Origin of the sequence: Phreatobacter sp., assembly GCF_051860605.1 — a bacterium.
Taxonomy (GTDB): Bacteria; Pseudomonadota; Alphaproteobacteria; order Rhizobiales; family Phreatobacteraceae; genus Phreatobacter.
Window position 1 is genome coordinate 73,766 of the sequence record NZ_JBHYDR010000010.1, and the last position, 15,934, is coordinate 89,699.

Here is a 15,934-nt window from a genome sequence, read left to right on the forward strand (position 1 = left end):
TCAGCCCCGGAAACCGTGCCGCGCGAAGCGGCCAAGCCCCGCGATATAGCGGTCGGGAAGGCTCCATGCGAGCGCGGAGCCGACCACCGCCTCGTTGAAATAGGTCCGGCGCGGCCGGCGACCCTCCAGGACGGTGCCGCCGTCATAGACGAGGCAGAGGGCCGAGCGGCCGGCGATCCGTACCGGCACCATGCGCTTCACGTACCAGCCCTCCGCGACCCCCTCGTAGCGGTCGAGTGCCGCCACGTCCCGGGCCTCGATCCGCCACACCACGCCATAGACGCTCGCTCCCCGGCGGAAGCGGACGGCGGCATAGCCGTCGCATGTGAAGAAGAGCCGGTGATGATCGAGCCTGCCGATGCCCAGCGGCCGGGCGTGCGGCGCCCGGCGGGCCATCTGGGCCACGTTCATGTTCGAGCCGTAGGCGAAATAGAGCACAGTCGAACTCTCCGGACTGATGTGCCAGAACGCAACCCGCCATTGCATACTATACGGCATTGCCGTATATATCAGCCATGCAGGGCGTGCTGGCGACCCCGACTTTCGATAGCGATGCCAAACGGGCCGGACTCACGGACGATGAACTGCAGCATATCGCATCGGTCATCGCCGCAGATCCTCTGGCTGGCGACCTGATTGCCGGGACGGGCGGTGCCCGGAAGATGCGGTTCGCCCGTCAGGCGCTGGCAAGAGCGGCGGCTATCGGACGATTTACTATTTCGGTGGAGACGACGTGCCGGTCTTCCTTCTGGCGATCGATGGCAGGGGCGAGAAAGCCAATCTCTCCAGGGCCGAGAGGAATGAGCTGGCGACCATCTTGCCGATGATTGCCAGGGACTATCGGGCAGGCATCAAGCGGAGATAGGTCCATGTCGAAACTCGGTTCGAGGCTGATCGAAAGCGCCCGCGAGGCCCATGCCATTGCACGCGGCGAGGCGTCGGCGGCACGCAGTTTCGATGTCGACGAGGTCGATGTCGCAGCCATCCGCAAGCGGCTCAACCTTTCGCAGGACAGGTTCGCAGCGCGATTCGGTCTGTCCGCCGCAACCATCAGGGACTGGGAGCAGAAGCGCCGCCGGCCTGACCGCATGGCCCTCAACCTGCTGAGGGTGATCGATCACGCTCCGGAAACGGTCGAGCGGGCGCTCGCTTCCCGCCCGCGACAGAAAGCGACCTGAGGGGCGGACGGCGCGACCCTGCCCGTCTCCGCCGTGCCTCGCTCTGCCGAACCGGCCGTGCTTTGGTGCGATTCCAGAAGAACTCGGGGAACCGCATCATGGCGAAAAAGCCCAAGGGTCCGACCGGCATGCGCAAGGGGCTGACCGCCTATGGCGATCCCGGCTTCTCGCTGTTCCTGCGCAAGGCCTTCATCAAGGCGGCCGGCTTTTCCGACGATGCGCTCGACCGGCCGATCATCGGCATCACCGACACCTTCTCCGACTACAATCCCTGCCACGGCAATGTGCGCCAGCTGGTCGAGGCGGTGAAGCGCGGCATCATGCTCTCCGGCGGGCTGCCCTTCGCCTTCCCCACCGTGTCGATCCACGAGAGCTTCGCCAATCCCACTTCGATGTTCCTGAGAAACCTCATGGCCATCGACACCGAGGAGATGATCCGCGCCCAGCCGATGGACGCGGTGGTGCTGATCGGCGGCTGCGACAAGACCGTGCCGGCACAGCTCATGGGGGCCGCCTCCGCCGACGTGCCGGCGATCCAGTTGATCACCGGGCCCATGCTGGTCGGCCACTACAAGGGCGAGGTGCTGGGCGCCTGCACCGACTGCCGCCGGCTCTGGGCGCTGCACCGGGCCGGCAAGGTCGACGAGGCAGAGATCGAGGCGGTCTCGCAGCGCCTCGCCCCCACCGTCGGCACCTGCATGGTCATGGGCACGGCCTCGACCATGGCCTGCCTGACCGAGGCGCTGGGCATGGCCCTGCCCCATACCGGCACCATTCCCGCCACCCATGCCGACCGCATCCGCGCGGCGGAAGCCTCCGGCCGCGAGGCGGTCAAGATGGCGACCGGCGGCCGCAAGCCGAAGGATGTCATCACGCAGGGCTCGCTCAGGAATGCCATGGTGGTGCTGCAGGCCATCGGCGGTTCCACCAATGCGGTGGTCCACATGGCCGCTATCGCCGGCCGGCTCGGGCTCACCTGGGACCTGGACGAACTCGACCGGCTCGGCCGCGAGGTGCCCGTTCTGCTCGACCTGAAGCCCGCCGGCGCCAATTACATGGAACATTTCCACTGGGCCGGCGGCGTGCCGAAGCTGTTTAAGGAACTGTCCGCTCATCTCGACCTCGATGCGCCGACCGTCACCGGCGAACGGCTCGGCGACTGGGCCGCGCGCGCCGAGGAGGTGCCCGGCCAGACGATCGTCCGCCCGCTCGGCCAGCCGCTGAAGAAGACCGGCGCCCATGCGGTCCTGCGCGGCTCGCTGGCGCCGGGCGGGGCGGTCATCAAGGCGGCGGCGGCCTCGCCGGACCTGATGGTCCATACCGGCCGCGCCGTCGTCTTCGAGGATGTCGAGGACATGACCAACCGCATCGACGATCCGGATCTCGACGTCACCGCCGACGACATTCTCGTCATGCGCAATGCCGGTCCGAAGGGCCATCCCGGCATGCCGGAGGCCGGCCTGCTGCCGATCCCGAAGAAGCTCGCGCGCGCGGGCGTCACCGACATGGTGCGCATATCCGATGCCCGCATGTCCGGCACGGCCTATGGCACCATCGTTCTGCATGTCACGCCCGAGGCCGCCGAGGGCTCGCCGCTCGCGCTGGTGCGCACCGGCGACCGCATCAGCCTCGACGTGCCGAACCGCCGCGTGGATCTTCTGGTATCGGAAGAGGAGCTGACCGCTCGCCGCAAGGCGTGGAAGAAGCCGAAGCACATGCGCCAGCGCCAGCGCGGCTACAGGAAGCTCTATCTCGACCACGTCACGCAAGCGGACCGGGGCTGCGACTTCGACTTCCTCGAGAAATAGCCGCGACCGGTGCTCGCGCCCTGCATCGGCCATTTGCGTCCTTCGAGGCTCGCTGTCGCTCGCACCTCAGGATGAGGAGGGAGGTTAGTTGCAGCACGGTCTGAAGCGCGATGCCGATATCACTCGCGGCCCGGATGCCATCCGCTCCCTCCTCATCCTGAGGTGCGAGCGACAGCGAGCCTCGAAGGACGCAGGACCCGTCTGCAAGGCAACTCAAGTCCCCTGATCCACCGGGACCACATCGTGGATGGCCGGATTATCCGTCATCCCCGGCCGAGCGCAGCGAGGGGAAGGGGATCCAGCCCTGTCGCTTCCATGCCGTGCGAGAGGTCAGGCCGCGCCCCGCATTAGGAGGCATCTGGATCCCCTTCCCTCGGCCTTCGGCCTCGCCGGGGATGACGGCCGGCGCCAAGGGCATTGCTCCCGGCACCATGGGGATCACCGCCGGCGCCACCCTGCGAAGGCGGCGCGCATCAGGCCGAAACATCCATTGCTCCCGCTTTACCCGGCCTCCTTCTCGCCCCTTTCAGACATCCCCCATGCGCATCGCGCAGTTGCGCGCCGCATCGCCGCGTGGTGGAAGGAGCGCCCGTGCCCCGGCCCGCCCCATGCTCACCGTCGTCTCAAGCCTTGCCCCGGTCTTTCTCGTCATCGTGCTCGGCGCCATCCTGAAGGCGCGCCAGCTCATGGACGATGCCGGCTGGGTCGGCCTTGAGCGCGCCACCTACTACGTCTTCTTCCCGGCCATGATCATGATGACCATGGCCAAGGCGGACCTGCGCACGGTGCCGGTCTTCGCGATGGGCTTCGCGCTGATCGCCGGCATCCTGCTCATGACCGCGCTGCTGCTGGCGCTGAAGCCGCTGCTCGCGCGGCGCATGGGGGTCGACGGGCCGGCCTTCACCTCGGTGTTCCAGGGCGCGACGCGCTGGAACTCCTTCGTCGCCATCGCCACGGCGGGCGCGCTCTACGGCCAGACCGGGCTGACGCTGACCGCCATCTCGGTCGCCGCCATGATCCCGCTGCTCAACGTGCTGGCGGTGGTCATGCTGCAGCGCTACGGGCAGGACAAGCCCATCGTGCTCGGGCCGACCCTCAGGGCCATCGTCACCAACCCGTTCATCTGGTCGTCGGCCATCGGCATCCTGCTCAACGTGTCCGGCGTCTCGCTGCCGGTCATCGTCATGCGGTTCGGCGACATCATCGGAGCGGCGGCGCTCGGCACCGGCCTGCTGCTGGTCGGCGCGGGCCTGGAGGTGCGCAAGGCGCTGCGCCCGCGCCCCGTCACCTGGCTGACCACGGCCCTGAAGCTGTTCCTCATGCCGGCCATGGCCGGCGGCATCGCCATGTTGCTGGACGTCTCGGGCGTGCCGCTGCAGGTCGCCGTGCTCTCGGCGGCCATGCCGACCGCGTCCGGCTCCTACATCCTCGCCCGCCAGATGGGCGGCAACGCGCCCCTGATGGCGGAGATCCTCACCGTCCAGACGCTGATCGCGGTGATCACCATCCCGCTGGTGCTGACGCTGGTGAACTGAAACGACAACGGGCGCAGCCGCAAGGCCACGCCCGTTCCCGTGAAGCCGTCCTGCCGTCAGTAGCGGCGGCAGCGATCGAACGTGTGCGGGTAGCGATCGTCCGCAGACCGGTTCGGGCGGCAATAGACGGTCGGCGGCGCGTAATAGGCCGGCGCCTCCTCATAGGCATAGGGGGCCGGGCCGTAGGCATAACCGGGGCCGCCGTAGTAGCCATAGCCGCGCTCATAGGCCTGGCGGCGCTGGTCGGCGGCGATGGCCGCCGCTCCGATCCCCAGAATGCCAAGCGCGATGCCGGCTCCGATCGCCGCGCCCGGATTGCCGCGCCGATAGCGCTGAGCCTCGGCCGGCGCCATGGTGGCGACGAGGCCGGTGGCGACCACAAGGCCGGCCGCTGCCATCTTCATCGTGCGAGAGATCATGGAAATCCCCTTTCTCGTGAACGGACGGCCGCAGGCGAAGATCGCCGCGAAGCCGGTTTCCACCGATCAACGTGCAGGAAACCTAGCGGTTCCGCGCTGAACCCGTTCTGAATGAAGAGTGGCGGCATCGTGGCGCGTGCCTGAACGCCCGTTCAGCCCGCCGCGGACATGTCGGGGGAAATGGTCAGAGGCAGCGCCTCGATGATCACGAAGGCCTGCGCCCAGGGCTGGTCATCGGTGATCGACAGATGGATGACGGCCGTGTGCCCGGCCGGCGTGAGCGCCGACAGCATGGCGGCTGCGCCCCCGGTCAGCTCCATGGTCGGCCGGCCGGAGGCAAGGTTGACCACCCCCATGTCGCGCCAGAACACGCCGCGCCGGATGCCGGTGCCGAGAGCCTTGGCGCATGCCTCCTTGGCCGCGAAGCGCTTGGCATAGGTGGCGGCCCTGTGCGCCCGGCCCTCGGCGCGCGCCCGCTCCACCTCGGTGAACAGCCGGTGGGTGAAGCGCTCTCCGTGGCGGGCCAGCGACTGCTCGATGCGCCGGATATCGCAGAGGTCCGAGCCGATGCCGATGATCACGTCGGGCGGCTCCTCAGCGCGAGGCCGGTGAGGGCGAGCCCGGCCAGCATGGTGGCAAGTCCGATGAGCACCAGCGGGATGCGCTCGCGCGGCGGATCGTCGAGCACCACGATGTCCTCGCAGGTCGTGCCGGGCACCACCTGCAGCGTCTCGCGCGCCGGCCGGCCGTCGGGGGCATGCCGGTACTGGACGAGATTGACCCGGCAGTCCTGCACGATCGGCCCGATGCGCCGCTGGAACGTGTAGGCCGGCACGCCCACCGTGTCGCGCGAGGATGAGGTGGTCTGCGATCCGGCCCAGCTGGCGGTCACCGCCTCGCCCTGGCCCGCCTGCCAGTAGCGCACCAGCGGCCAGCCATTGGGCACGGCCACGACGAGGCCGATCAGCACCACGAACAGCCCGACCAGCAGCTTCGAGCGCGAGGCCGGCGCCGGCCCGGCGCCCTCCTCCGTCACGAAGCCGCCCCGGGACCGGCAGACGCGCCCTGGATGCCGCGCGAACCGGGCTTCACGGCGGGAAGCGCGGCAAGTTCCGGCGGCAGGGCGTCCGCGGCATAGTCGGACACGTACCAGGACAGCAGCGAGACCAGCGGCACGCCGACATCCACCGTGCCGCCGGAACGGTCGACCAGCACGGCCGCCCCCACCGTCTCGCCGGCATGGCCGGCAATCGCCGCGAGGCACTCGCGGGTCGACAGCCCGGTGGTGACGATATCCTCGACCACCAGCACGCGCGCGCCGGCGGGAATGGCGAAGCCGCGACGCAGGCGGAACTGTCCCTCCTCGCGCTCGACGAAGATGGCTTTCGCTCCGAGCTGCCGCGCCGTCTCGTAGCCCGGCACGATGCCGCCGACCGCCGGCGAGACGACATAGTCGATGCGGCCGAAGCGCGCGCGCACCTTCTCCGCCAGCGCCGCGCAGAGCCGGGCCGTGCGCTCGGGGTCCTGGAACACGAACATCTTCTGCAGGAAGACCGGGCTCCGCCGCCCCGAGGACAGGATGAAATGGCCTTCGAGCAGCGCGCCGGCGGCGCGGAATTCGGCAAGCACGTCGTCAGGGGTCATGGGTGGCGCGTCCGTCAGGGTTTGACGGGAGAGACGATGAATGGGGGTGGAAAGTCAATGAGGGCGAGCACCGGACGACGGTGGCAGGGTCGCGCCGGGACGTGCGATGCCCGCGACTTTCATGGACCCCGGCGCAACGGGCCCCGCCACGACGGCGGGGCCCGCCTCCGTCACGTCTGGACGTCGAAGCGCTGGTTGGCGGCATTCGGCCGGCAGGGAGTGCCGACGATCTTCGCTCCGGGCCGGGGGGCGCGGTCCACGGTCCAGCAGTAGTTGTCACCGTTGCGGATCTGGCCGGTGCCCTCGTTGAAGCGCCAGCGGTCCTGCGTGTCGCGGCACGAGATCATCATGACCTCCTCCGGCGGCTCCGGCATGCGGTTGACACTGGCGCAGGTGCCATGGCGCTGCCACAGGCGGATGGCGTCTCCGGTGGAGACGAAGTTGAACGTGGTGGCGGCGTCGCACGGCGACAGCACGAGATCGGAGGCGCCGGGGCCATTGCCGCCGACATGCCGCACGCACAGACCGGTGTTGGAGCGCAGGGCGAAGATGGTCGGCGCGTTGACCACCGCTGGCTGGCGCGGCGCCTGGGCCTGCGCCTGGCGCTGCGCGGGCGCGACGGGTTGCGGCCGGCCCTGAACCTGCGGTGCGGCCGGGGCGGAGGCCGGCGTCGCGCGGCCGAGGCGCTGGCGGCATTCCTCCACCTTGGTGATGGCGGCTGCGATGCCCTGGAGGCTGAAAGCGAAATCAGCGCGGCCGACGCCCATCGCAGCTTGGCCGCCGTTCCGCAGCGCGTCCACCTGGCCCATGTTCAGCCAGGCAATGGTCCAGTCGAAGACGGCCGTGCCGCTGACGTCGGCGCCGGCGCGGCCGGCGGGCTCGCTGCCGTCGATCTCGAGGCGGCCCTGCCAGTTGGGGTTCGACTTGACCGGCACCGCCAGCTGCCACTGACTGCCGTCGCCGGGCATGGCGCGGTCGACGCCGATGCGCACGGTGCTGTCGCCGATCCGGGTCTCCGCCACGCAGTACATGAACAGGCGGCCGCTGAAGGCGGCGCTCACCTGCCACTGCCGTGCGCGGCCGTAGGGCTCTTCCATCTGGCCGTCGCCGACGATGGCATAGCCGCCGTATTCCTGCGGTGCCACGAGCAGGGCGCCGCAGCGGGCCGCCAGCCGGCGGACATGGACCGACGCGCCCTCGACCTGGTCCTGCGGCGTGCGGGCGCACCACTGGCGGTGCATGTCGCGGTCGCCGTGGACGCCGCGGCCGGGGTCGAGGCAGGCGGGGTTGGACCGGATCGCGTCCTCGGCGGCGGTGGCGACCGTGTCGGCATATTGCCGGCAGAAGGTGGCATCTCCCGGCGCTCCCTGCGCGAAAGCGGTACTGGAGACGAGCAGGGCGGCGAGGGTCAGCAGAGACAATCTCGACATGGGGATTCCGGTTGGAAGAGCCGGCGAACCGGCGGAGGTTCGAAAAGGGCTGGATAGACGGCGTCAGGGCCGCGCGAGGAGCGCCGCGATCGGCGTGTTGAGAACCCAGTGCTGGCCGGGCGCCCCGCGACGGCGTCCTAGCGCATGCTGATCGTCGCAGCCGGCGGACCGATGCTGTCGGAGCGGCGATGCCAGTAGCGGCCGTTCATCACGCCCGGCTCGGGAGAGGTCATGACGAACCAGTCCGTGCCGTTGTTGGTGAAGGTGTAGGAGTTGCCCTGCAGCGTGTAGCGCACGTCGAAGCAGCGCCGGCCGCCGCCGGTCCCGTAGCAGTAGCCTGCTTCGCCACGGCGAGCGGGATAGAGCTCGAAGGTGGCGGGCAGAATATTGCCGTTCGACCAGCGCCAGGTCCCGGTGAACCGGACCGTTCCTGGCGACGATTGGGGCCTCGGTGCGGCCTGCTGCGGACGCGGAGGCTGTGCATTGCCGGTGCACTGCGTAACAAGGCGGCGGATGTGGGCCTCCGCACCCTGCACCGCTGCCGGCGACGTCCGCATGCACCAGTCGAAATGGGTCTGGTAATTGCCGTGGATGCCCCTGTTGTAGTCGAGGCAGGCCGGATTGCGGGCGACGGCGCCCTGGCCGACCCCCGCCATATTGGCGGCATAGCGCCCGCAGAAGTCCCGGTTGCCTTGTGCGAGCACCGGACTCGCCAGAGACAGGGAGGCGAGCCCCGCTACACCGAGCAAAAGACGAATGGTCGAATATTTCATGTGAGCCCCCCAGTGGCGTTGGCTTCGCATTGTCGCGACGTGACGGTCGGATGCACGGGTTCTGTCCGCAGCGTTTGCGTGAGGTCGCCGGCCCCGTTCAGTGTGGAAGTGAGGCTGGCCGCACCGGACGGGATCGTTGCGATCCCGATGATCTCCGGGTCGTTCGTCCCTGCGGGCGCTTGCATGCCCTTTCCCCTCGGCGGAGCGTTCCACCTGGGGGCTGGCCTGTGCGGAAACAGACAGGCCGGTCGGCCCGTTGGGGACATTGCCGCCGAATGGCTCAACCTGTGCGACGACCGGCCCCGACGGGCCACGACAACAGGGGCCGCGGAAGCAGCCACGACACAAACGTGCTGATTCAAAGGAATGCCCCCTGGGTGTTGACCACACGACTGCCCCGTTACGCACCTACCACAGGCCCCCCGGACCCTGCAATCGCATTGACGCTACGGCAGAATGACAACGCAATGATGTCGGCAACTGCCATATAGACAACAACGATAGCAGACTTCAGATGACGATCAGCCCCGTATCGCATCCTTCACGCTGACCAATAGATCACAACGCATCACCTGGCGCAGCGATGTCTTCCATTCGTCAGAACTTTCAGAGGCGATACATGGTCCATGGAAGATCGTCTGGACAATTTGCCAGCTGATCCACTTCAAGACCATGACGCCACAGTCGGAGGCCGCACCTGAACGGCTGCTGAACAATCCCTGGGAATCTGTGGCGGCAATGCAAAACCCGGCACGCCCATCGTCAGGGCCCCCGGTCACGGCTCCGTCCGGGTTTGACGGGAGCGGCAATGGGTGCGGGCGGTGAACAAGCCGGCCCCTGTTCAAGCCGGCCCACCCTGCCGGGCGTGCCGGGCAGCCGGTGGACCGGGAAACCGTTCAGGTGGCAAGCGCCGGTCAGTCCTCTGCCGACCAGTTGCGGAAGCTGGCATTGCCAAGGCCGGTGCCGATGGTCAGCACGGCCCAGTGGTCGACGTCCTTCATGGCCGGCAGTTCGGACAGGCCCTGCACCACCGCGTCATTGTGCATGACGACCACCGTCTGCTGGCCGTCGATCTCCGGCACCGCCTTTTCCAGCGCCGCCGGCAGGTTGAAGTGCTCGCTCTCCCAATTGCCCCCGGGAAGGTTCTGGCCGCCGCTGTGGATCGCGCCGTCCTCGCCGATCATGCCGGGACAGGCGATGCCGATGGCCGGACAGAGCTTCAGCTCCTTCTTCTTCGCCCGCGCGATCAGGTCCTCGAGCATGCCGGCCAGCGTCTTCACCGCCTCGGTGCGCGAGGGGGCATCGTCGGCATGGCGCCAGAGTTCGGAATGGCAGACCTTGGCCTTCAGCGAGGCGGTATCCTTCTTCATCTTGTAGCGCACGATGCCGGCGCGGATGTTCGTGCCGCCGATATCCACCGCCAGTAGCGCGTCATGGCCGGCCAGGATCGGATGCGGCACGAGATAGGCCGAGCCGATCAGGCCCGCCTCGTCGGGATGGCTGCTGATCGGCACGATGTCGATGTCGATGCCGTCGGCCTTCAGCAGCAGCGCCGTGCGCGCAAAGGCGAGTTCCCCCACGCGGCTCTCGCGAAACCCGCCTCCGGCAACGATCCGCTCCACCGGCTTCCAGCCCTTGGTGCGGCGATAGCGGCGGATGACCTCGGCGAGGTCCTGCGAAAACGCCTCGATGGCGCCGTGGATCAGGGCCGCGGCCTCGACGTCGTCGCTCTCCATCAGCTTGTCGATCTGGCTCTTGGAGAGGTCCTCGGTCCCGACATCGCCGATCGGATCGGCGTCGATCTTGCGCAGCCGCCTGCGCCAGGCGTCGAGCCCCTCGGAAAAGGCCCCGCGCGAGGCCTTGTCGCCGATGAACCCGTCCTCGTCGCGCAGTTCCAGATTGTAGCTCGTGACGTGCACCGCGTGCAGATTCAGCACCCCCTGCCGGATCATCGGATCGGGCATCACGGCCTCTGCCCCGGCGCCACCCTTTGCCATCGTCGTCTCCTGTCGGGCGGACTGCCCGAAGGCCAACGCGGCCGGGATCAACCCGTTCCGGCGGACACCTCGCTGAGGATGTCGACGGCGCGGTCACCGGCATCGGACCGCGAGACGCGGACGACGACGAAGGTGCCGCCGCGCTTCAGGCCCTCGCCATAGGCGCGCGCCTCGTCCTCCGTGACCCCCGCCGAGGTGAGCGCGCCGATGAGGCCGCCGGCAACCCCGCCGGCGCTCGCCCCGGCAAGCGTGGAGGCAAGCCAGCCGGCCGCCACCAGCGGCGCAGCCCCCGGAATAGCGAGCACGCCGAGCCCAGCCACGGCCCCGGCCGCGCCGCCAGCCAGGACGCCGACGCCCGCGCCGGTGGCGACCGCATCGCCGTCCTCCGGCTCCTCATGGGGCTGGTAGGGCGCAAGCTCGGAGCGGTCCATGGTCGGGTCGTTGGACAGAAGCGACATCGCCCTGTCGGGAAAGCCCGCCGCACGCAGCCGCTCCACGGCCTCCGCAGCTTCGGCATAGGTCCTGAACAGGGAGGAAACGGTATGGGGCATGATGCTTCTCCTCGCCGCACGCGCGGGCCGGCATGAGGTCGCCGGCATCGTCGCAATGGGGTGGCAGGAGAAACAACCCCGGCCGGGGCGCATCGTTCCCCAACCGCCGGCGGGCGGGCGGCAGGCCGCGACGCTTTACTGGAAGACCCGGTCCACCGATGCCACCATCGACAGGCTCTTGATGCCGCCGAGGATCGCCGTCAGGTGCTTCAGGTCCCAGACCTCCATGTCGATCACCACCTCGGTATAGTCGGCGGTCTTCCGCTGCATGCGCAGGTTGTCGATATTGCCGTCATTGTCGGCGATCACCTGGGTAACGCGGGCGAGCGAGCCCGGCTCGTTGCGCGACATGACCGCGATCCGCACCGGATAACGCGCGGGCTTGGCGACATCCAGGTCCCAGCGCACGTCCAGCCAGCGCTCCGGCTCGTTGTCGAAGGCGGCCAGCGCCGGCGACTGGATCGGATAGATGGTGATGCCCTCGCCCGCCGTCATGATGCCGACGATGCGGTCGCCCGGCAGCGCCCCGCCATCGGCGGCGAATTTCACCGGCAGGTCGAAATTGATGCCGCGAATGGGGATGGCCCCCTCGGTCTCGGGCACCTGGAACTTGATGTCGCTCGTGCCGTCGACGCCGAACCAGTCGGCGGTCGGCTTCGGTCCCAGCGGGGTCTCGGCCTTGAAGTCGGGATAGACCGCCTTCAGCACATCCTCGGCCGGGATCTCGTCGCGTCCCACCGCCCAGAACACATCCTCCACCGTGCTGCGGGCGAGGCGCTTCAGGCCGAGCTTCACCACCTCGTCGGAAAAGGCCTTGCCGGCGCGGTTGAACAGGTTCTGCACGATGCGGCGGCCAAGCTCGAAATATTGCGCGCGCGTCGCGGTGCGGGTGGCGCGGCGGATCGCGGAGCGCGCGCGGCCCGTGACCACGATGTTCTCCCAGGCCGGCGAGGGTGTCGCCTTGGGGTCGGTGATGATCTCCACCTCGTCGCCGTTTTGCAGTTCGGTGACCAGCGGCCGCTCGGCGCCGTTGATCCGCGCCCGCGAACAGTGGTGGCCGATATCGGTATGCACCGCATAGGCGAAGTCGATGCAGTTGGCCTTGCGCGGCAGGGCGATCAGCCGGCCCTTGGGCGTGAAGCAATAGACCTGGTCGGAGAACAGCTCGAGCTTGGTATGCTCGAGGAATTCCTCCGGATTGTCGCCATGGGCGAGCATGTCCACCGTGTGCCGCAGCCAGGCATAGGCCCGGCTCTCGGTCTCGAACGTGCCAAGCTCCACCCCGTCCTTGTAGAGCGCATGGGCGGCGATGCCGTATTCGGCCACCTCGTGCATGGTGCGGGTGCGGATCTGCATTTCCACGCGCTGGCTGCCGGGCCCGATCACGGTGGTGTGGATCGAGCGGTAGTCATTGCCCTTCGGGGTCGACACATAGTCCTTGAAGCGCTCGGGAACGGCCGGCCAGGTCGTGTGGACCACGCCGATCGCCCGGTAGCAGTCGGACACCGTCTCGACGATGACGCGGAAGCCGACGACATCCGACAGCTGCTCGAAGGAGACCGACTTGCGCTCCATCTTGCGGTAGATCGAATAGGGCTTCTTCTGCCGGCCGGTGACATCGGCCACGATGCCCTGCTCGGCCAGCTTGCGGGTCAGCTGGGCCTCGATCTCCTCGATGATCCGGCCGCTCGCCTCGCGCTGGCGCGACAGCCGCGACGTCAGCGCCTCGTAGGCGTCCGGGTTGATCTGGCGGAAGGCCAGGTCCTCCAGTTCCTCGCGCATGTCGTGCATGCCCATGCGGCCGGCGAGCGGCGCATAGATGTCCAGCGTCTCCTGGGCGACGCGGTCGCGCTTGGGGGCCGGCACATAGTGCAGCGTGCGCATGTTGTGCAGGCGGTCGGCGAGCTTCACCAGCAGCACCCGCACGTCGGAGGTGATGGCGAGCAGGAGCTTGCGGAGGTTTTCCGCCTGCACCGCCTGCTTGGAGACGAGGTCCAGCTTCTTCAGCTTGGTCAGCCCGTCCACCAGTTCGGCGATGGCCGAGCCGAACTTGTCGCGGATGTCGTCCTTGGTCGCGTCGGTGTCCTCGATCGTGTCGTGGAGCAGCGCCGCCACGATCGTGGCATCGTCCAGCTTCAGATCGGTGAGGATCGCCGCCACTTCCAGCGGATGGGAGAAATAGGGGTCGCCCGAGGCCCGCTTCTGGCTGCCATGGGCGAGCATGGCATAGACATAGGCGCGGTCCAGCAGGGCCTCGTCGGCCTGCGGATTGTAGCGCTTGACGCGCTCGACCAGTTCGTACTGCCGCATCATGGGCGCGGCGCCTTCGCGGGGATCATCAGGAGAAGATCAGCGCTTCCGCCGGCCTTTTCAATGCGCACGGCAGTTGAGGCCGCCTCGGACGCCCTGCCATGCAAAAGGGCGGCCCGTGGCCGCCCTCCGAAAGCCGTTCAGGGGCGGCGTCCCGCTGAAACTTACAGGCCGTCGTCGTCGTCGGTGTCTTCCGGCGGCTTGAGGCCTTCGAGGCCGCGCAGCAGCTCTTCCTCGCTCATGCGGTCCATGGCGACATCGACATCGTCGGAATCGGCGCCGCCGGCCGCGATCAGCGGCACGGTATCCGGCTCCGGCTCGTCCACTTCCACATATTTCTGCAGCGAGTGGATCAGGTCTTCCTTGAGGTCGTCCGGCGAGATGGTCGCATCGGCGATCTCGCGCAGGGCGACGACGGGGTTCTTGTCGCGGTCGCGATCGATGGTGATCGGCGAGCCAGCGGCCAGCATGCGGGCGCGGTGGCTGGCGACCAGCACCAGATCGAAACGGTTCTCGACCTTGTCGATGCAATCCTCGACGGTGACGCGAGCCATCGGTTATCCTTGGAATCGTGACGGGCCCCGTAGGGGCGGATGTCCGGAAAGAGCGGGTGTATAGCCGCACCGGCCGCCCGTTGCAAGCCTTGCTGGCTACCGAGGCCTTGCCGGCTATCGAGGCCTAGTTGCCTGCTTCAAGCCTCGCCCGATCACTCCGGGCGCCTCACCAGCCGCGCCGCGGCGGCATCGACCGCCCTGCCCGCCTCGTCCACCAGCGCGACACGCAGCGGACGGCCGGTCTGCCTGTCGACCAGTCCGACGGGAGCCGGCCGCCCCAGCACATGCGCCTCGCCCCATTGCGTCAGTGCCGCAAGGGTTAGCGCCAGATCCCGTCCGGATGGCGTCAGGACATAGGCGTGGCGCGCCCGGTCCCCCGGCTCCTGATAGGCCCGCCGCTCCAGAATGCCCCGCTCCACCAGCCGGGCCAGCCGGTCCGACAGCATGGACCGCGGCGCATCGAGGTCCTGCCGCATGTCGTCATAGCGCTGCACCCCATAGAAGGCCTCACGCAGGATGAGCAGAGTCCAGCGGTCGCCGATCGCCTCGGCGGCCAGCGCCATCGGGCAGTCCTGCCGCGGGACCATGGCGCGGCGGCGGGGCGATCGGTCGGTATCTGGGTTTGACATCCGGTTTCAGATAGCGGAGAACCGGCTCGGTTCAAAATCCGAAACCAGATGGCGGAGGACCCGATGGCGGGACGCGACCTGACGCAGGACGATCCGCTGGATGATTTCGAGGCCCGCCTCATCACCTGCGCCGGCGTGACGAAGACCGTCCACGTCGCCGGCACGGGCCCGGCGGTCATCGTGATGGCCGAGATGCCCGGCATCAGCCCGCATGTCGCGCGCTTCGCCCGCTGGGTGCGCGAGGCCGGATTCACCGTCTGGATGCCGTCGCTGTTCGGGCGCGACGGGGCGGTGGCCACCGCACGGGAGGGCGGCGCGGTGTTCCAGCACGCCTGCATCAGCGCGGAGTTCCGCACCCTCGCCTTCCAGGGGTCGAGCCCGGTGACCGACTGGCTGAAGGCGCTGGCCCGCCACGCCCATGCGGCCTGCGGGGGACCCGGTGTCGGCGCCATCGGCATGTGCTTCACCGGCAATTTCGCCCTGTCCATGATGCTCGAGCCGGCGGTGCTGGCGCCCGTCCTCGCCCAACCCTCCCTGCCGCTCGACAACCCAGACGCGGTGGAAAGCCCGCCGGACGAGCTTGCCGCCGTCCGCGCGCGGCTGGAGCGCGACGACCTCACCGTTCTCGCCTACCGCTTTGCCGGCGACCGCTTCTGCCAGGCCGGGCGCTTCGCCGCCTATGAGCGGGCGCTCGGACACCGCTTCATCGGCCATGTGCTGCCCGACAGCGCGGCCAATCCGGACGTGCCGCCGTTCTTCGCGCGCTTCGTCGCGACCCCGCACAGCGTCGTCACGGCTCATCTCATCGACGCCGACGGCGAGCCGACGCTTGCAGCCCGCGACGCGATCCTCGCCTTCTTCGCGCAGCGCCTGCGGCCGGCCTGAACCGCCACCAGACTTCCACTCTGATAGACTTGGCTGGCCCAAGTACAGGCCCGGCAGCGAAAGAACAGGCCTGAAAACGCAAGAACAGGCTTGAAAACGCAAGAACAGGCTTGCCGGACCGATCCGGTCTCATGCTAGAACCATTCCGGACTGCGCGGCCCGCGCGGTCAGTCAACCCGATCCATTGCCCGCGTGCGGCTCTTTTTTGACGATCCGTTTTC

Annotated in this window: 16 protein-coding genes; 4 read left to right on the forward strand and 12 right to left on the reverse strand. The window is 68.5% G+C overall.

Annotated features, from left to right (window positions below):
• Complete coding sequence (locus tag ACTIFS_RS16990; RefSeq protein WP_439575307.1) at window positions 1–438, reverse strand: gamma-glutamylcyclotransferase family protein; 438 nt, start codon at window positions 436–438, stop codon at window positions 1–3.
• Between the two features lie 431 nt (window positions 439–869).
• Between ACTIFS_RS16990 and ACTIFS_RS16995 the strand changes: the two genes are divergently transcribed.
• The 3 genes from ACTIFS_RS16995 to ACTIFS_RS17005 all read left to right on the forward strand — a co-directional run bounded on the left by ACTIFS_RS16995 (window position 870) and on the right by ACTIFS_RS17005 (window position 4,521).
• Entirely contained in the window at window positions 870–1,178 is a 309-nt protein-coding gene (locus tag ACTIFS_RS16995; protein WP_439575308.1) for a helix-turn-helix domain-containing protein, read from the forward strand.
• 98 nt (window positions 1,179–1,276) lie between these two features.
• Entirely contained in the window at window positions 1,277–2,986 is a 1,710-nt protein-coding gene (locus tag ACTIFS_RS17000) for an IlvD/Edd family dehydratase (RefSeq protein WP_439575309.1), read from the forward strand.
• A 608-nt stretch (window positions 2,987–3,594) separates the two neighbouring features.
• Entirely contained in the window at window positions 3,595–4,521 is a 927-nt protein-coding gene (locus ACTIFS_RS17005) for an AEC family transporter (RefSeq protein ID WP_439575310.1), read from the forward strand.
• Between the two features lie 56 nt (window positions 4,522–4,577).
• Here ACTIFS_RS17005 and ACTIFS_RS17010 read toward each other — a convergent pair whose 3' ends face one another.
• The 11 genes from ACTIFS_RS17010 to ACTIFS_RS17060 all read right to left on the reverse strand — a co-directional run bounded on the left by ACTIFS_RS17010 (window position 4,578) and on the right by ACTIFS_RS17060 (window position 14,762).
• On the reverse strand, window positions 4,578–4,940 hold the full coding sequence (locus ACTIFS_RS17010; protein ID WP_439575311.1) for a hypothetical protein: 363 nt from the start codon (window positions 4,938–4,940) through the stop codon (window positions 4,578–4,580).
• A 152-nt stretch (window positions 4,941–5,092) separates the two neighbouring features.
• Window positions 5,093–5,521 (reverse strand): holo-ACP synthase, encoded by a 429-nt coding sequence (acpS, locus tag ACTIFS_RS17015; protein ID WP_439575312.1) that lies wholly within the window; start codon window positions 5,519–5,521, stop codon window positions 5,093–5,095.
• A complete protein-coding gene (locus ACTIFS_RS17020) occupies window positions 5,518–5,976 on the reverse strand; it encodes a hypothetical protein (protein ID WP_439575313.1) in 459 nt (152 codons plus the stop codon). Before ACTIFS_RS17020 ends, acpS begins: the two co-directional genes overlap by 4 nt.
• Window positions 5,973–6,584, reverse strand: a complete 612-nt coding sequence (gene pyrE, locus ACTIFS_RS17025) for an orotate phosphoribosyltransferase (RefSeq protein WP_439575314.1) — start codon at window positions 6,582–6,584, stop codon at window positions 5,973–5,975. Before pyrE ends, ACTIFS_RS17020 begins: the two co-directional genes overlap by 4 nt.
• A gap of 170 nt (window positions 6,585–6,754) precedes the next feature.
• Entirely contained in the window at window positions 6,755–8,014 is a 1,260-nt protein-coding gene (locus ACTIFS_RS17030; RefSeq protein WP_439575315.1) for a ricin-type beta-trefoil lectin domain protein, read from the reverse strand.
• Window positions 8,015–8,151: 137 nt separating this feature from the next.
• The gene (locus ACTIFS_RS17035) at window positions 8,152–8,718 is read right to left on the reverse strand and encodes a hypothetical protein (protein WP_439575316.1); all 567 of its coding nucleotides are present in this window, start codon (window positions 8,716–8,718) and stop codon (window positions 8,152–8,154) included.
• Window positions 8,719–9,701: 983 nt separating this feature from the next.
• Entirely contained in the window at window positions 9,702–10,784 is a 1,083-nt protein-coding gene (locus ACTIFS_RS17040) for an ROK family protein (RefSeq protein WP_439575317.1), read from the reverse strand.
• A gap of 47 nt (window positions 10,785–10,831) precedes the next feature.
• Window positions 10,832–11,335 carry a hypothetical protein gene (locus ACTIFS_RS17045; RefSeq protein ID WP_439575318.1) on the reverse strand — a complete coding sequence of 168 codons (504 nt, stop codon included), beginning with the start codon at window positions 11,333–11,335 and terminating at the stop codon, window positions 10,832–10,834.
• A gap of 135 nt (window positions 11,336–11,470) precedes the next feature.
• On the reverse strand, window positions 11,471–13,648 hold the full coding sequence (locus ACTIFS_RS17050; RefSeq protein ID WP_439575319.1) for a RelA/SpoT family protein: 2,178 nt from the start codon (window positions 13,646–13,648) through the stop codon (window positions 11,471–11,473).
• Window positions 13,649–13,809: 161 nt separating this feature from the next.
• Window positions 13,810–14,199 carry a DNA-directed RNA polymerase subunit omega gene (gene rpoZ / locus ACTIFS_RS17055; RefSeq protein ID WP_439575320.1) on the reverse strand — a complete coding sequence of 130 codons (390 nt, stop codon included), beginning with the start codon at window positions 14,197–14,199 and terminating at the stop codon, window positions 13,810–13,812.
• A gap of 152 nt (window positions 14,200–14,351) precedes the next feature.
• Entirely contained in the window at window positions 14,352–14,762 is a 411-nt protein-coding gene (locus ACTIFS_RS17060; RefSeq protein ID WP_439575321.1) for a winged helix-turn-helix transcriptional regulator, read from the reverse strand.
• A 129-nt stretch (window positions 14,763–14,891) separates the two neighbouring features.
• On the opposite strand from ACTIFS_RS17060, the gene ACTIFS_RS17065 reads away from it, so the two are divergent.
• On the forward strand, window positions 14,892–15,713 hold the full coding sequence (locus ACTIFS_RS17065; protein ID WP_439575322.1) for a dienelactone hydrolase family protein: 822 nt from the start codon (window positions 14,892–14,894) through the stop codon (window positions 15,711–15,713).
• Window positions 15,714–15,934: the final 221 nt, after the last annotated feature.

What these genes read in the sequence shown, in the direction of transcription:
- ACTIFS_RS16995 (WP_439575308.1), top strand. Translation starts at nt 870, where the DNA reads ATGTCGAAACTCGGTTCGAGGCTGATCGAAAGCGCCCGCGAGGCCCAT.
- ACTIFS_RS17000 (WP_439575309.1), top strand. Translation starts at nt 1,277, where the DNA reads ATGGCGAAAAAGCCCAAGGGTCCGACCGGCATGCGCAAGGGGCTGACC.
- ACTIFS_RS17005 (WP_439575310.1), top strand. Translation starts at nt 3,595, where the DNA reads ATGCTCACCGTCGTCTCAAGCCTTGCCCCGGTCTTTCTCGTCATCGTG.
- ACTIFS_RS17010 (WP_439575311.1), bottom strand. Translation starts at nt 4,940, where the DNA reads ATGATCTCTCGCACGATGAAGATGGCAGCGGCCGGCCTTGTGGTCGCC.
- pyrE (WP_439575314.1), bottom strand. Translation starts at nt 6,584, where the DNA reads ATGACCCCTGACGACGTGCTTGCCGAATTCCGCGCCGCCGGCGCGCTG.
- ACTIFS_RS17030 (WP_439575315.1), bottom strand. Translation starts at nt 8,014, where the DNA reads ATGTCGAGATTGTCTCTGCTGACCCTCGCCGCCCTGCTCGTCTCCAGT.
- ACTIFS_RS17040 (WP_439575317.1), bottom strand. Translation starts at nt 10,784, where the DNA reads ATGGCAAAGGGTGGCGCCGGGGCAGAGGCCGTGATGCCCGATCCGATG.
- ACTIFS_RS17045 (WP_439575318.1), bottom strand. Translation starts at nt 11,335, where the DNA reads ATGCCCCATACCGTTTCCTCCCTGTTCAGGACCTATGCCGAAGCTGCG.
- ACTIFS_RS17050 (WP_439575319.1), bottom strand. Translation starts at nt 13,648, where the DNA reads ATGATGCGGCAGTACGAACTGGTCGAGCGCGTCAAGCGCTACAATCCG.
- rpoZ (WP_439575320.1), bottom strand. Translation starts at nt 14,199, where the DNA reads ATGGCTCGCGTCACCGTCGAGGATTGCATCGACAAGGTCGAGAACCGT.
- ACTIFS_RS17060 (WP_439575321.1), bottom strand. Translation starts at nt 14,762, where the DNA reads ATGGCGCTGGCCGCCGAGGCGATCGGCGACCGCTGGACTCTGCTCATC.
- ACTIFS_RS17065 (WP_439575322.1), top strand. Translation starts at nt 14,892, where the DNA reads ATGGCGGGACGCGACCTGACGCAGGACGATCCGCTGGATGATTTCGAG.